12 protein-coding genes are annotated in these 14750 nt (G+C 51.2%); 10 read left to right on the forward strand and 2 right to left on the reverse strand.

Annotation, left to right across the window (positions count from 1 at the left end):
• The first annotated feature begins 43 nt into the window (after positions 1-43).
• The 7 genes from IRJ17_RS12340 (at position 44) to IRJ17_RS12370 (ending at position 10093) form a co-directional block, all read left to right on the forward strand.
• Positions 44-544, forward strand: a complete 501-nt coding sequence (locus IRJ17_RS12340; RefSeq protein ID WP_122963919.1) for a C40 family peptidase — start codon at positions 44-46, stop codon at positions 542-544.
• Positions 545-940: 396 nt separating this feature from the next.
• Entirely contained in the window at positions 941-2386 is a 1446-nt protein-coding gene (locus IRJ17_RS12345) for a polysaccharide deacetylase family protein (RefSeq protein ID WP_371736944.1), read from the forward strand.
• A 115-nt stretch (positions 2387-2501) separates the two neighbouring features.
• Positions 2502-3959 (forward strand): polysaccharide deacetylase family protein, encoded by a 1458-nt coding sequence (locus tag IRJ17_RS12350; RefSeq protein WP_122963921.1) that lies wholly within the window; start codon positions 2502-2504, stop codon positions 3957-3959.
• Between the two features lie 26 nt (positions 3960-3985).
• Positions 3986-5299 carry a nucleotide sugar dehydrogenase gene (locus IRJ17_RS12355; protein WP_122963922.1) on the forward strand — a complete coding sequence of 438 codons (1314 nt, stop codon included), beginning with the start codon at positions 3986-3988 and terminating at the stop codon, positions 5297-5299.
• Positions 5300-5319: 20 nt separating this feature from the next.
• Positions 5320-7182: a glycosyltransferase gene (locus IRJ17_RS12360; protein ID WP_242774886.1), complete on the forward strand. Its 1863-nt coding sequence runs from the start codon at positions 5320-5322 to the stop codon at positions 7180-7182.
• Positions 7183-7227: 45 nt separating this feature from the next.
• Positions 7228-8991, forward strand: coding sequence for a polysaccharide deacetylase family protein (locus IRJ17_RS12365; RefSeq protein WP_242774888.1), 1764 nt, complete (start codon positions 7228-7230; stop codon positions 8989-8991).
• A gap of 34 nt (positions 8992-9025) precedes the next feature.
• Positions 9026-10093, forward strand: coding sequence for a glycosyl hydrolase family 18 protein (locus tag IRJ17_RS12370; protein WP_173599137.1), 1068 nt, complete (start codon positions 9026-9028; stop codon positions 10091-10093).
• Positions 10094-10176: 83 nt separating this feature from the next.
• Here the strand turns inward: IRJ17_RS12370 and ilvD are convergent, their stop codons facing one another.
• Positions 10177-11853 carry a dihydroxy-acid dehydratase gene (ilvD, locus tag IRJ17_RS12375; RefSeq protein ID WP_122963925.1) on the reverse strand — a complete coding sequence of 559 codons (1677 nt, stop codon included), beginning with the start codon at positions 11851-11853 and terminating at the stop codon, positions 10177-10179.
• A 210-nt stretch (positions 11854-12063) separates the two neighbouring features.
• Between ilvD and IRJ17_RS12380 the strand changes: the two genes are divergently transcribed.
• Positions 12064-12552: a PaaI family thioesterase gene (locus IRJ17_RS12380; RefSeq protein WP_122963926.1), complete on the forward strand. Its 489-nt coding sequence runs from the start codon at positions 12064-12066 to the stop codon at positions 12550-12552.
• A gap of 3 nt (positions 12553-12555) precedes the next feature.
• Here IRJ17_RS12380 and IRJ17_RS12385 read toward each other — a convergent pair whose 3' ends face one another.
• Entirely contained in the window at positions 12556-12933 is a 378-nt protein-coding gene (locus IRJ17_RS12385) for a hypothetical protein (RefSeq protein WP_122963927.1), read from the reverse strand.
• A gap of 179 nt (positions 12934-13112) precedes the next feature.
• Here IRJ17_RS12385 and IRJ17_RS12390 point away from each other — a divergent pair, with 179 nt between their 5' ends.
• On the forward strand, positions 13113-13913 hold the full coding sequence (locus IRJ17_RS12390) for an inositol monophosphatase family protein (RefSeq protein ID WP_122963928.1): 801 nt from the start codon (positions 13113-13115) through the stop codon (positions 13911-13913).
• A gap of 377 nt (positions 13914-14290) precedes the next feature.
• Entirely contained in the window at positions 14291-14740 is a 450-nt protein-coding gene (locus IRJ17_RS12395) for a hypothetical protein (RefSeq protein ID WP_173596849.1), read from the forward strand.
• Positions 14741-14750: the final 10 nt, after the last annotated feature.

Below are 14750 nucleotides of genomic sequence, written 5' to 3' on the forward strand. Positions count from 1 at the left end.
CATCTCGTAGAAGCGCGTTCTGTCAAAAGGGAGGATGAACAACATGAAATTGCGAAAAACCCTCATCGGAATCGTAATGGGATTGACTTTAGGAGTAACAGCGATTGCACTGCCAATGCCAGGAGAGCAAAATGTAGCTCACGCAGCCTGGACGCAAGCGAAGGCAGACAAAGTCATCAGCACAGGTAAAAAATATCTGGGGACCCCCTATAAATTTGGTGCAAAGAGCTCGACAACAGCTGTTTTTGACTGCTCTTCTTTCACGCAGCGCGTATTCCGTGTAGCAGTAGGCAAAAGCTTGCCACGTACCTCGCGTGACCAGGCGAAAAAAGGCGTGAGTGTGTCCAAGGCCAACCTGAAAAAAGGGGATTTGGTATTTTTCAAGGCGAGCACGACGACGAAGTCCAAGCGGATTACTCACGTTGCTATTTATGCGGGAAACAACAAGATTCTACATACCTACGGGCAACCGGGTGTGACCTTTACCGCATTTAAAGGAACGTCCTGGGAGAAGCGCTTCGTTTCTGCGCGACGTGTTCTGTAGCTGATTCTTTGTTCTCTTACTTAGTAATACGTCTCGCAGCGCAGATTGTTGCGAGAAAAGCGCAAGCAAATTTTGGAAAAGAACAAGCCGCAATGCTTCTCGGAACGATCCTTTGTGGATCGTTCTTTTTGTATACGTGCGAAAATGGTAGAAAAGTGACTGATAATGTTTATGGTAAACTACAATATGTATGTTGTTCATTCATAAGCCGTTTATGTAAAATGAACACAGGCATACGCAGGGAAAGTGTGGAATTTAGGGCTTTACTACCTCTTTAAAAGTAGTGTATAGTGCGAAATTAGAAAGAAAACTGCTTTTCTGGAACTTTTTTCATAGGTAAAATTACCTATATTGTCATTCTTGTACATATTTTATGACAAGGGGAAAGGAAACTTGATGGTTACTACGCGTACGCCACGCAAACGGCGGGTTCTGCCGTGGAGTGCATGGATGATTGCAAGCTCTTTGCTTGTCGGCTGCCAGTTTGGGGTTGAAGAAGCAAACAACGTTCCGAAAGCGAATACGACTCAAACGATTCCCGCGAGCAACGGTGAGAAGAGCAAAGTCATTCCTTTTGTATATACAGCAAAGAAAGAACTGACCCTGACCTTCAACGGGATGGGGGATGACGCAACCATGAAGAAGCTGCTGGACGAGCTGGACAAGTACCAGATCAAAGCGACCTTTTTTCTCCCGGGGATGCGGGTTGCGGAAGAGCCGGAGATCGCCAAGGAAATCCTCAAGCGAGGGCATGAAATCGAGAACAACACGCTGAATCACTTGGACGATGCCCAACTCAGCTATGAGCAAATCTACAAAGAGATTCAGCTTGGCAACGACGTAATCAAAAAGCAGACCGGAGTCACTCCAAGCTATGTGCGCACCAAATCGGGGGATGTTACCGATAATGTCCGTCTGGCTGCGGCTGCGTTGGGAATGAAAGGCGTAGTCAGCTACAGCATCAATCCGAAAGACCGGGACATGAAAAAGGATGCAAAGGCGATTGGCGAGTACGTGGAGAGGTTCATGACCAGGGGCGGGATTATTACGATGAATACAGACATCAATCCCGAAGTGATTCCCGCCATCTCCTATATTGCGAAAGCGGCCAATGACATCGGCTACAAGCTCGTTCCGCTGGGGGAGCTTGTGAAAAACGGAGGAGAGCGCAAGCCGCTGGAACAAATTCCTGGCTATGATGCGGCAAAAATCAATCCCGACACGAAAAATGCCACCTATCACCTCATCTATCAGATGGAGACGAACGAACCGAAAATTGCCCTGACTTTTGACGACTGGGGCAGCGACAAGACGGTTACGAAGATTCTCGATATTTTGGAAGAGCACGATGTTGTCGCGACCTTTTTCCTGCGGGCAAAAGGGGTAGAGGACAACCCCAACCTGGCGCGGGCGATGGTGGAAGGCGGGCACGACGTGGCGAACCACAGTTACAGCCATCCGGTCGTCACGACGATTTCGCCGCAGCAGTTGCAAGAAGACTTGGTGAAAGCGCACCGTGTCATTACAGATGCGATTCAGCAGCAGCCTGTGATGCTGTTTCGTCCACCGACAGGAGTCGTTAACGACGAGACAGCCCGATTGATCTCGGCAGTCGGATACAAAAACATCGCGATGTACGACGTGACGATGCTGGACTGGGATGCCAGACACAGCGCCGATGATATCGTCAACGGAATCATGACCAAGACGAAAAACGGCAGCGTCATTTTGCTTCATATGCTCGACAACATACATACAGTTGAAGCGCTGCCTGTTGCCTTGGAAAAGCTGAAACAGAAAGGCTTCAAATTCGTCAAAATGGCTGACATGGTTCCAAAGTAAAACGCGGGAAAACTGCCTGGAATTGACTATAGCTGTTTTCTTTCATAAGGAGTAGTATGAAGGACTGTAGTCGAGGAATTTTCTTTGCGTATATCGGGAGAAAAGGAGAAAAGACATGCCCAAAAAGATAGGAAGAAACCAAAAATCATTCTTGTTTTCCATAGCCATGGCGATGCTTGCGATTGCCGTGTTAGCAGGATGCGCTCCGCTGCACGATCGGGGCCAGCCATTTGGCTACGCTGCGCAAAAAACCAAAACGACTCAAAAGATCATTCGCTATACAGGAGAAAAAAGCAAGGGCATTCCTTTCGTCTATACGACCAAGCGAGAACTGGCTCTTACCTTTAACGGGATGGCTGACAGCAAGAAGATGAAACAACTGCTCGATGCACTGGACAAGCAGCAGATCAAGGCGACTTTCTTTTTGCCTGGCATGCGTGTAGCCGAGGAGCCGAATCTGGCAAAAGAAATCGCTGCGCGCGGCCATGAGGTCGAGAACAATACACTGAATCTGCTCGATCTGAGCAAGCTTCCCTATGACAAGATCAGCTCCGAGATCAAGCTGGCCAAAGATGTCATTGAGAAGAAGGCAGGGATTAAAACACGTTACGTGCGAACAAAATCGGCGACCTATACCGATGACATTTTGTTGGCCGCAGCGGGCGCAGGCCATGAAGCTGTTATCTCCACCAGCCTGTTTTTGCATAACTGGGAAAAAGAGACAGAAGAACAAAAAATGCGCTACGTCAGAAAATACATCAATCGTGGCGGGATCATAACCATGGACACCGTTGAGAGCAAGCAACTCGCCGAGAATGTTGCTCTTTTGGCGCGGGCAGCAAACGATGCCGGATATCGCTTTGTTCCTTTGAAAGACTTGATTGCAGGCAGCCAAGAGAGAAAGCCAGCTGAGCAAATTGAAGGCTATGACGCTGCGAAAATCAATTTGGATGTTCAAAATGTTACTTATCGATATGTACAAAGAGACGAGTCAGACAAGCCGCAGATCGCCCTGTCTTTTGACGACTGGGGAAGCGATGCTACTGTCACAAAAATTTTGGACACATTGGACAAGTACCAGATTAAAGCTTCGTTCTTCTTGCGGGCCGACGGGGTGGCAAAAAATCCGAACCTCGCCAGAGCGATATATGAAGCAGGACACGATGTGGCGAACCACACGTACTCTCATCCCGTTTTGACCAAAATCACAGTGGCTCAGATGCAGGAAGAAATCGTCAAAGCGCATCAGATCATTACAGGCGCGATTCAGCAAAAGCCGACCATGTACTTCCGACCACCGACCGGAGCCATTAATGACAATACATTAAAAGCTATTTCAGCGACTGGTTACCATACCATTACGAACTTTGATGTAGATCCTTCCGATTACATGAAAACAAAGACGGCGGACGAAATTGCAAACATCGTCATCGAGAAAACAAAAAATGGAAGTGTGATCCTGCTGCACATGCTCGATGACATAAAAACCGTAGACGCGTTGCCAACCATCATTGAGAAGCTGCAAGAGAAAGGCTATACGTTTGTGAAAATGTCAGAAATGTTTGGTTCGTAATCGACAATGAGAGAGGAAGAAACATCATGGATCTGTTTGACGCAATTGTAGAGCGCCAGGAAAAAATTGCTGTCGTCGGACTCGGATATGTAGGGTTACCAGTAGCAGTTGCGTTGGCAGAAAAAGTGTCTGTAATCGGTTTTGATGTCAATCGTGCAAAAGTGGATAATTACCAAAACGGGCTATGCCCGGATGGAAGCATGGACGAGGAGCGGCTGCGAGCCAGTACGATTGACTTTACGTCAGATGAAACAAGACTGTCGGAAGCGCGGTTTTTCATCGTCGCCGTGCCCACGCCGATCAAGAGCGGCAATGTGCCTGATCTGCACTACGTACAGGCGGCGACGCGGACGGTAGCGAAACATATGCCAAAAGGATCGGTTGTCGTCTTCGAATCGACCGTGTATCCGGGAGTGACCGAGGAAATATGCATCCCGATACTGGAAAGCGAATCGAACATGCGTTGTGGAGAGGATTTCACAGTCGGCTATTCGCCGGAGCGCATCAATCCGGGCGATGACGTGCACCGTTTTGAATCGATCGTGAAGATTGTATCAGGCATGGACGAACAAACATTGGATACGGTGGCGCGGGTGTACGGGCTGGTTGTGGAGGCGGGCGTGTATCGGGCGGAGAGCATCAAGGTCGCCGAAGCAGCCAAGGTCATTGAAAATGCCCAGCGCGACATCAATATTGCGTTCATGAATGAGCTTGCGATGCTGTTTCATCAGATGGGCATCGATACGAAGGCCGTGCTGCAGGCTGCCCGGACGAAGTGGAACTTTTTGCCGTTCACACCCGGTCTGGTAGGAGGGCACTGTATCGGCATCGATCCGTATTACTTGACCTACAAGGCAGAAGACAGCGGGTACCATTCCAAAATCATTTTGGCGGGTCGCCACATCAATGACGGGATGGGCAAATACATCGCGGAACAAATCATCAAGTCTGTCGTACGGATGAAGCTGGACGTCAAAAACGTGAAAATCGGCATCATGGGCTTGGCCTACAAGGAAAACTGCCCGGATATTCGCAACTCGAAAGTAGTGGATATTGTTTCCGAGCTTCACGAGTACGGGATTGTGCCGCTTGTCGTCGATCCGCTGGCTGATCCCAGACTGGCGTACGAGGAATACCGGATCGAGCTTTCCCACCCGGATGCGCTGAAAGAATTGGACGTGGTGATCGTAGCGGTTCCGCACGCCTTTTTTGCCAGCATGAGTGTGGACGACTTCGATGCCATGTACGGAAGCGGTCAGACAAAAATGATTTTCGATATCAAAGGAGTTTATCAAAAAGCCGATTTTGTGAATAAGGGTTACCATTACTGGAGCTTGTAAGAGGGAGTGGAGAAGCGACAGTGATATTCAAAAAGAAAAAGAAAAATACAGATGAAGTGCTGACGGCTTCTCGAGCGGATCGGCGACTCCTCTCCAATGTTCCAGACCCAGAAAATATTCGGACACAGGCAGATCGAAGAGGACAGGCTGCGGATGTGGCTCAGGATGATCCAGCTTACCTGGACAGGTTGCGGATGCTGAGCCTGCGTTACATGGCCAATTTTGATGTCGTGGTCTACACGCGCAAGAAACAGAAAAAAAGCGCGTTCAAGGGGCGCGCAGTCGATATTTCCACAACAGGTCTTTTGTGCGAATTTGGGCCAGCTGCCCAAGAGCGGCTGTTTGTGGGAAAAACGGTTTCGATTCATTGCGATATTCCCCCAGGCACGATGCCGGAAGGATTTGAATCATCCGTCAAGTTAGAGGCGAAGGTCGTCCGAAACTTTACGAAGACCGAGGATGAGCAGGAGAAGCTGATGGTGGCGTTTGAATTTGCCAAGCCGCTGACAGAATATCTGCAAAGAAAACGATGGGGCTACGCCATTTACGGCTCCAGCGCCATGCTGTTGTTCTCGACGATTTTCATCATGCTCATGCGCGCGGAGAGCGTGATTTACTTCCAGTACAACATTCTTTTGTACATGTACAGCTTGATCGCGGCGGCTTTTTTGCTGACCCGCTACTTTTTTGGCGCCCTGTACCGGGATGTGCCGATCAATCCGGACTTTACGCCGGGAGTCTCGATCATCATCCCGTGCTTTAACGAAGAGGAATGGATTCACCGCACGATTTTGAGTTGTGTCAATCAAAACTACCCGATCGACAAACTGGAAGTAATCGTGGTCGATGATCGCTCGACGGACCGCTCGGTGGAGCAGATCGAGAAGGTCATCGAGATGATCCATAACGAGGCCGACCGCTTCATGACGAGAGAAAGGGTGCGCATGCATGTCCTGCCCGAAAATGGCGGGAAGCGCGTCGCTCTGGTCAAAGGCGTGGAGATGGCGAAGCACGATCTGGTCGTGTTTGTGGACTCGGACAGCTTCCTGGAGCCGACCGCGATCCGCCATCTGGTTCAGCCTTTTCAGGACCCGAAAATGGGCGGCGTAGCCGGGCGGACAGACGTGGAGAACAAATACACGAACTCGATTACGAAGCTGCAAACGGTTCGGTATTATATCGCTTTTCGCATCATGAAAGCGGCAGAAGCCTGGTTTGACAGCGTGACGTGCTTGTCCGGGCCGCTGTCGTGCTATCGCAAAGATTTGATCACCAAGCATTCCGATGCCTGGCTGAGTCAGAAGTTTCTCGGTCAGCCTGCGACTTTTGGCGACGACCGAAGCATGACCAACTACATTTTGCAGACACATCGAACCTCTTACCAGGACTCGGCCATCTGTTCGACGATTGTGCCGTCGAAGATGAGCGTGTTCTTGAAGCAGCAAATGCGCTGGAAGCGTTCGTGGCTGCGTGAATCGCTGCGGGCCAGCATGTTCATCTGGAAAAAAGAGCCGTTCATGGCGCTATTCTTTTACATTGGCCTGATTGTTCCGATTGCAGCACCTGTCATCGTGTTGTACAACCTCGGATACGTTCCGCTCGTCCATCACGTGTTCCCCGGAACGTTTTTGATGGGGCTTTTGCTGATGGCGATGCTGATGAGTCTGGCTCATTTGCTGTTCCGCAGGAGCAAGCTGTGGGTGTTCGGGTTTGTTTTTTGCGTGTTCTACGAATTTGTCTTGCTTTGGCAAATGCCTGTCGCCTGGGTGACGTTCTGGAAATCGACCTGGGGCACACGGGAGACACCGCAAGACATTGAGGCGAAATTGAAAAAAGAAGCCCGAAAGCAAAAAGGCAAAAAAGGATTCAGCTTGCCGTTTTAAACACAGTTGCTGCGTGGGAGATTTCGAGAGCAAGGGGGGGATGAGATGAGAGGAAAGCGTAGTGCCGCCCTGGATTACAAAAAGAAGGATCGCCGAAAAAAGATTCGCACTGTCTGGCAATTTGCGATTTTGCTGCTTGTCGGCATGATTGTCTATCAAGCCGTTTTCGATACGAAACAATACGTGCAGGCAGATACGACACAGTGGCAAAATCAAAAAGGATTCATTGCCCTTTCCTACTTTGGCGTCGGGCGCAACGGCACACCGAAGCTGATTGCCAAAGAGCTGCTGGATGAACATCTGAAGGCGCTCCGCAAGCAAGGCTACGTGACGATTTCGCAACAAGATGTTCTGGATTTTTACCAAAAAAACAAGCCGCTGCCAGACAAAGCTTTGTTTCTCGCTTTTGAAGATGGGCGAAACGACTCTCATTTGTTTGCTCAGCCGCTTCTGGAAAAGTACAACTACAAGGCAACTGCGCTGACGTACGCCAACAAGATGGGCAACAGCGACAACAAGTTTCTCCAGCCCAAAGATTTGCTGCGCATGCAGGAAAAAGGCTTCTGGGAAATGGGCACAAACGGTTATCGGCTGACCTACATCAATATTTTTGACCGGGACGGCACGTTTATCGGCGTGAGAGACGAAAACCAGCTGCCTACGAAAAACCACGTGGAGTATTACAACCATTTTTTGATGGACTTCATCCGCGATCAGGACATGATTCCGGTGGAAAATCGGACGCAGATGGAAGAACGGATTACCCACGACTATCAGTTGATGAAAGATATTTACACCGAGCAGCTCGGGTCTGTCCCGCGCGTGTACATGATCATGCACGCCAATACGCTCTATCAAGGGATGAACCGGCTCGTTTCCGATGTCAATGATGCGAACATCCGCAAGCTGTTCGCCATGCATTTCAACCGGGAAGGCAACGTGTACAATTCGCGTGACGAGAGCTTGTACAACTTGACTCGCGTGCAGCCTGCCCCTTATTGGTCGACCAATCATTTGCTGATGAAAATTCAGAAGGATACGCAGCAAAAGATGAAATTCGTGCTGGGAGACGAGAACCAGGCGAAACAATGGGAGCGCATGAGCGGAGCGGAAGAATTTAAGGACAACCGACTGATTTTGACTTCCCCGCCGAGCGAGAACGGCCAGATTTATTTGCGCGACAGCGAAAACTACAAGAATGTGGGCTTTACAGCAAAGCTCGAAGGCAACGTCGTCGGCAAGCAAGCGATTTATTTGCGCTATGACCGCAAGAAAAACTCGTTCATGCGCCTGACTTTGGAAAACAATGAACTCAAGCTCGAAGAGAAAAAGCCCGGCAGCGCTGTAAAAGAGCTGTCCAAGACCAAGCTCGGCGAGGTACAATGGAAGCCGGAAGATTTGGCGTACGACAAGGCGACCGTCTACAGCAAGGCCCAGACGGAAGCGGGTGCTCCCAAGGAAGACGAGGGATACCCGATCAATATTCAACAATCTAGGCTGCTTGACATCACTCTCCGGGACAATCAGTTATCTGTGGCTGTGGACAAACAGCTGCTGATAGACAAACAGCAAATAGATGCTACCATGGAGAAAGGCGGCTTGGCACTGGAAGCCCAGTACAGCAAGCAAAACAAAAAAGATGACATTTACGATGCGATTTTTACGGACATGAGCGTGTTTGTTCCGACCAATGGCGAGGCGAGCGATGCTATCCTGTTCAAAAATTCGTATTCGGGCTGGGATGAAGTGGTGCACGTATCGGAGAAAGCGTTCCATGCTGCCATCGACTGGGTCATCGAAACGTTCTAACATAGAAGGAAAAGGGGAACCAGGTCAGGTGACGATGAAGAAGCGGTTCAAAAAACAGACGATTGTTCTCGCAGTATGCCTCAGTGCTATTGGGACGTTACTCGGGGGCTGCGATATCTTGGGAAGCACTTCCGATTCGTGGAAAAGTGTGGAGGCGGCAGAACAGCCGATGGAGAAGACAGCCTGGGTCACGGACTGGCAATGGATGGACGGCTCCGCGGATTTGCAAGGCATGACGAACGGTTTGACCAGTGTGCAGATGTTTGCCGCCTATTTTGACGAAGCGGATCAACTGCTGTTTACCGATATGTTCAAAGAGGGGTTGCCCAAAGTCCAGGAAATCTCGCGAAAAAGCAGTCTCGTCCATGTGGATTTGACGATCGTGAACGATCAGAAGCGCAAGAATGGCACGGACAGCCAAAAGGACCCGGCGATCGTAACGCGGCTGATGGCGACGCCGCAAAGCCGGACGAAGCACATCGACCAGATCATGGAGGCGGTAACGACGTACCAGTTCCATGGGGTGGAGATCGACTACGAACGGGTTGCGGACAAAGACTGGCAGAACATGCTGCTGTTTATCCAGGAACTGCATAAGCGCCTTCAGGCAAAAGAAAAGACCCTCCGGGTGGTGCTGGAGCCGCGGACGCCGATTGAAACACTCGCGCTGCCCAAAGGCCCCGTCTATGTGATGATGGCGTACAACCTGTACGGAACCTCGACCGGGCCAGGACCGAAAGCGGACCGGGCGTTTATCAAAGAACTGGCAACCCGCATGAAGGTCGTGCCGGGAGAAAAGGTAATCGCTATTGCGTCTGGCGGGTTTGACTGGACAGCTTCGGGCAAGGCGGTCCAGGTAACGGAGCAGCAAGCCGTGTATTTGGCGAAAGTCAATATGGCGCAACCGCAGCGTGACGAGGCGAGTGGCAGCCTTTATTTCCAGTACGTAGACGAGCAAAAACAGAAGCACACGGTTTGGTATGCCGACGAGACGACATTGCAAACCTGGTCGCAAGTCATTGCCAGTGAAGGCTACCACAAGCTCGCTTTGTGGCGCCTGGGTGATTTGAGTCCGGCAAGTGTTTCGTTCATGAATGAATAAGAAGAAGCCCCCTTCCTTTGCGGCCATTACTTCTAGGCCAGAGGGAAGGGGGCTTTTCTCTTTTCTATTAGGTCGTGCGCGTACTAGATTTTCAGGATGCCGCCCATGCTCGCATTCGTTACCATCTTGGAGTAGCGTGCCAGGTAGCCTGTTTTCACTTTCGGCTCAAATTCTTTCCAGCCTTCGCGACGGCGGGCCAGTTCAGCCTCGTCAACGTTCAGGTGAATCGTGCGCTCTTCGAGATCGATCGAGATGATGTCGCCGTCTTGGACGAACGCGATAAGGCCGCCTTCAGCCGCTTCCGGGGAGACGTGCCCGATGCTGATGCCGCGGGAAGCGCCGGAGAAACGGCCGTCTGTGACGAGAGCCACTTCCTTGCCGAGTCCCATCCCGACGATTTGCGAAGTAGGAGCCAGCATTTCTGGCATGCCCGGGCCGCCTTTTGGTCCCTCGTAACGGATGATGACGACGTGACCGGACTTGATTTTGCCTGCCGCGATGCCCGCCAGCGCTTCTTCCTGGGAGTCGAAGCAGATCGCTGGTCCTTCGTGCTTTTTAATAGAAGGATCGACACCGCCCGTTTTGATGATCGAGCCTTGCTCGGCGAGGTTGCCGAACAGGACGGCCAGACCGCCGGAGGCACTGTACGGGTTCTCCAGACGGCGGATCACCTGGTCGTTTTTGATTTCCGCTTCCGCGATGTTTTCCGCGAGCGTTTTGCCTGTCACGGTGATGCGGTTCGGATGGATCGCGCCTTCTTTTCGCGCAATTTCCTTGAGAACAGCGGAGACGCCGCCTGCTTCGTGGCAATCCTCGATGTGGTAGTCGGACGATGGCGCCAGTTTGCAAATGTGCGGAATGCGCTTCGCCACTTCGTTGATGCGCTCGATTGGATACTCGATGCCTGCCTCCTGAGCGATTGCCAATGTGTGCAAAACGGTATTCGTCGAGCCGCCCATCGCCATATCGAGCGCGAAGGCGTCGTCGATCGCTTCGAGGGTAACGATATCGCGCGGTTTGATATCACGCTCGATCAAATTTTTCAGTTTTTCTGCAGAGGCTTGTACCAGTTCGCGGCGCTCCGGAGAGACGGCGAGAACGGTGCCGTTGCCTGGCAGCGCCAGACCGATCGCTTCGAGCAGACAGTTCATCGAGTTGGCGGTAAACATACCGGAACAGGAACCGCAAGTCGGACATCCGTATTGCTCCAGCTCTTCCAGCTGCTTGTTGTCGATCAGACCTGCCTGGTACGCCCCGACTCCTTCGAATACGGAGGAAAGCGAGATAGAGCGGCCGTCGCTTGTCTTGCCTGCTTTCATCGGTCCGCCTGTCACGAAGACAGTCGGAATGTTGACGCGCAGAGCGCCCATGATCATTCCCGGAGTGATCTTGTCACAGTTCGGGATGCAAATCATGCCGTCGAACCAGTGCGCGGCTACGACCGTTTCCAGGCTGTCTGCGATGATCTCGCGGCTTGGGAGGGAATAGCGCATCCCGATATGGCCCATGGCGATCCCGTCATCAACCCCGATGGTATTAAACTCAAATGGAACCATGCCTGCGGCGCGAACAGCTTCTTTGACCAGCTTGCCAAACTCCTGCAAGTGCACATGGCCTGGGATAATATCAATGTAAGAGTTGCAGATGGCGATAAACGGTTTGTCGAAATCCTCGTCTTTTACGCCTGCCGCCCGGAGCAAGCTGCGGTGCGGTGCGCGGTCGAAACCTTTTTTAATCATGTCACTGCGTTGTCTAGCCAATGTATAGCTCTCCCTTCCTGCTTGAAAATGACCTGTCTTATGTTTTGCACTATCTTATCAATTTTTATTAGTAGAAACAACCGTAAAAGTCTGAACATTTGCTCAGTCTGACGCTTGCAGGCAGCTTGCCATGCCGCTTGCAGCATGGCGAAAACAAGCTTTATCAGCTACAATAAGAGAACGAATTTTAATTTTGTTGGAGTGAACAAAATGATAGAGGAATTGAAAAGTATTTGCGAGGAAGGCAGCGATGAGGAGCGCAAAATACTGGAGTTGGCGATGCAGGCTATCCGGCAAAAGCGCGAGCGCAAAAGTGCCTATCTTTCAGGCTTTCTCGGCTTGAAGGGAGAGTTTATCGACGAAAAGAAGCAGTCGTATCGCTTCGAACTGCCGCTCACGGTGTTCATGCACAATTCGGGAGGCGCGGTACATGGAGGGATTCTCGCCACGCTGATCGACTCGGCCATGGGCTCGTTGATCAACCGTTCCCTGCCCCCGGAGCAGTACGCGGTCACGACCGAGTTGAAGCTCAACTACTTGCGTCCGGGAATAGGGGAACGGCTGCGCGCTGAAGCGACATTTTTGCATCGGGGACAGACGCTGGTCGTTATGGAAGGCAGCGTTTACGACGAGCGTAACCATCGGATCGCGCACGGCACGGGTTCGTTTATCGTTTTAAATCGAAAATTTTTTACCTGAACTTCACCGGATCACAACAAGTCCGCTGTATTGTGAAATATAGGTCAGCATCTTGCCGGAGAGGGGCACGATAAATTCCATGTTTTCTTTCTCCACGATGCCGGAACGAGAGACGATCCGCGCCCATTTGACGCCGATTTTGTAGTATTGGGAGCCAAAGGTCGTGTGGACGGTTTCTCTGTTCAGCCGAAACGACATCGGCGCCGTATCGAGCGTATGCGGCACCATGCTGACGATATCGTGCAAAAACAGGTGGTAGGTCAGGTGCGGCTTGAAAAACACGAGTTCTTTTGTCGTGACCGTAAAGCCGTAGCTATTGTTCATCTGGGTGAATTTCAGCTCACCCTCCATATTTTTCAGACGAATGAAGTCGCTGTTCATGTTTTTCCCCTCCTAAAAAGCGTCGGGCTGTATGCGCCAAAGCCTGGCTTTGCGCCCGCTCGCCTGCGCTGCGTCTTTTGTCTTTTTCGCGATGGGTGTCATTCTATCATAGTGATGTGCGCATGAGGAATGCAAGGGAAAACAATGGACAAACGACCCAATGAAGGAGCGAAAAGCCGATGCTGGAAATTGCCAAGGAAGCAGCAAGTGTGGCAGGAGCCTTTTTGAAGGAGCGTTTTCTGGAGCAGCTCACCCCTGACGAGGAGCTGCATAACGATGTGAAACTGCCGGAGGACAAAGGCAGCGAGCAGCGCATCATTGAAGTGCTGCACCGTCACTTCCCGACGCATACGATTTTTTCCGAAGAGATCGGGATGGTCAGCCGCGACGAGGAGTATTTGTGGATTGTCGATCCGCTGGACGGCACGAACAATTATTTTATCGGCCATCCGTATTTTAGTATATCGATTGCCTTGCAGCACAAAGGCGAACTCGCCCTTGGCGTCGTGTACAATCCGGTAGCAGGTCAAATGTTCTGGGCGGAAAAAGGGCAAGGAGCGTTCCTGAACGGCAAACGCATCTCGATCAACAACCGGACAGACTTGACGCGGGCAGCAGGGACGTACATTCGCGGACGCGAAACCGTGACCAGGCAGGAGGAGCTTGCTGTTACAGAGCCGTTCATGCTCCAGACGAAGCGTCTGTTGCGCAACGTGGCTCCGGCACTCGATTGGTGCCTGCTCGCCAATGGCTGGCTCGACTACATCGTCATGCAGCGTTCGGGGATCATGGACGTGGCTGCCGGAATCGTGATCGCGAGTGAAGCGGGCGCTACCATAACCGATTGGCAAGGTGAGCCTTACCGACACGAGCCGTTTTTCCAGGATCAGACGCGTTCGCTCGTAGCGACAAACGGTCAGCTGCACGATACGATCCGCGCGATGACAGTGGAGCAGCACGTGGCGAATGTGCAGCGGTAGGCTTGGAAGCCACATACAAACAGCGCGACCATTTTCACAAACGCTCTTTTCTAAGAAATTGTTGCTTTTAGAAAAGCCGTGAGTTGCTTGATATTTATAGTACCAAGCGAAGCGTGCATTCACGGTAAATGGAAATCCTATAGACTTCCTGATTTTCATTATAGAACACACGTTTCCACAACAGCAATAGCAACAAAATTTGCGAAAAGAGCCTTCACAAAAATGGCCAAGGCTGGGGCAGGAGACGGGACTCTTGCACCAGCTTTTCCCTTTTTAGCCGAATTTCGTGTTTTTTCGGCAACCATTTGTTCCGTGATGCGTATAAATTGGTGCTATCTTGAAAAGGGCATCATTTTACTGAGAAATGGGGTGACAGCATGGCTAGACTGGAATATCGTCTGCTGGACGAGACGAACGGGTACCCTGTCCTGTTTTATTACGATCGCATCGACAAGGACGAGGTGTCGCTGCGCTTTGCCTGCGACTATTTGGTGAAGGGGCATGTCGTCTACGAGAAGACTTCTTGCGCCATCGAGGGCGGGACATATGTGATCTACGTCCGCCACTCGTCCGAGGAGACGGCGGTGGACTATGCCGAAAGACCGTCCGTGCGCTGGGGGAGCATCCAGATCGAGATGCGCGAATACAGGGAGAACACACGTCTCTACCCACTCGTGCACACGTTTTCGTTCAAAGATGACGACGATGCTCTCCTGCATTTGCAAAGCGACTATTTGTATCTGAATGGCCGCGAATGGGAAAAAACCTCGGCTGAGGTGGATGAGGATCGTCAGGTGTACATTTACTACGCACAGCCGGCAGGGTAGGAGGGAAAAA

Source organism: Brevibacillus parabrevis, from assembly GCF_022701015.1.
GTDB lineage: Bacteria > Bacillota > Bacilli > Brevibacillales > Brevibacillaceae > Brevibacillus > Brevibacillus parabrevis.

Excerpts from the sequence above, each read along its gene's own strand:
- IRJ17_RS12395 (WP_173596849.1), top strand. The coding sequence starts at position 14,291 with ATGGCTAGACTGGAATATCGTCTGCTGGACGAGACGAACGGGTACCCT.
- IRJ17_RS12385 (WP_122963927.1), bottom strand. The coding sequence starts at position 12,933 with ATGAACAGCGACTTCATTCGTCTGAAAAATATGGAGGGTGAGCTGAAA.
- IRJ17_RS12345 (WP_371736944.1), top strand. The coding sequence starts at position 941 with ATGGTTACTACGCGTACGCCACGCAAACGGCGGGTTCTGCCGTGGAGT.
- IRJ17_RS12380 (WP_122963926.1), top strand. The coding sequence starts at position 12,064 with ATGATAGAGGAATTGAAAAGTATTTGCGAGGAAGGCAGCGATGAGGAG.
- IRJ17_RS12370 (WP_173599137.1), top strand. The coding sequence starts at position 9,026 with ATGAAGAAGCGGTTCAAAAAACAGACGATTGTTCTCGCAGTATGCCTC.
- IRJ17_RS12390 (WP_122963928.1), top strand. The coding sequence starts at position 13,113 with ATGCTGGAAATTGCCAAGGAAGCAGCAAGTGTGGCAGGAGCCTTTTTG.
- IRJ17_RS12340 (WP_122963919.1), top strand. The coding sequence starts at position 44 with ATGAAATTGCGAAAAACCCTCATCGGAATCGTAATGGGATTGACTTTA.
- IRJ17_RS12355 (WP_122963922.1), top strand. The coding sequence starts at position 3,986 with ATGGATCTGTTTGACGCAATTGTAGAGCGCCAGGAAAAAATTGCTGTC.
- IRJ17_RS12365 (WP_242774888.1), top strand. The coding sequence starts at position 7,228 with ATGAGAGGAAAGCGTAGTGCCGCCCTGGATTACAAAAAGAAGGATCGC.
- IRJ17_RS12350 (WP_122963921.1), top strand. The coding sequence starts at position 2,502 with ATGCCCAAAAAGATAGGAAGAAACCAAAAATCATTCTTGTTTTCCATA.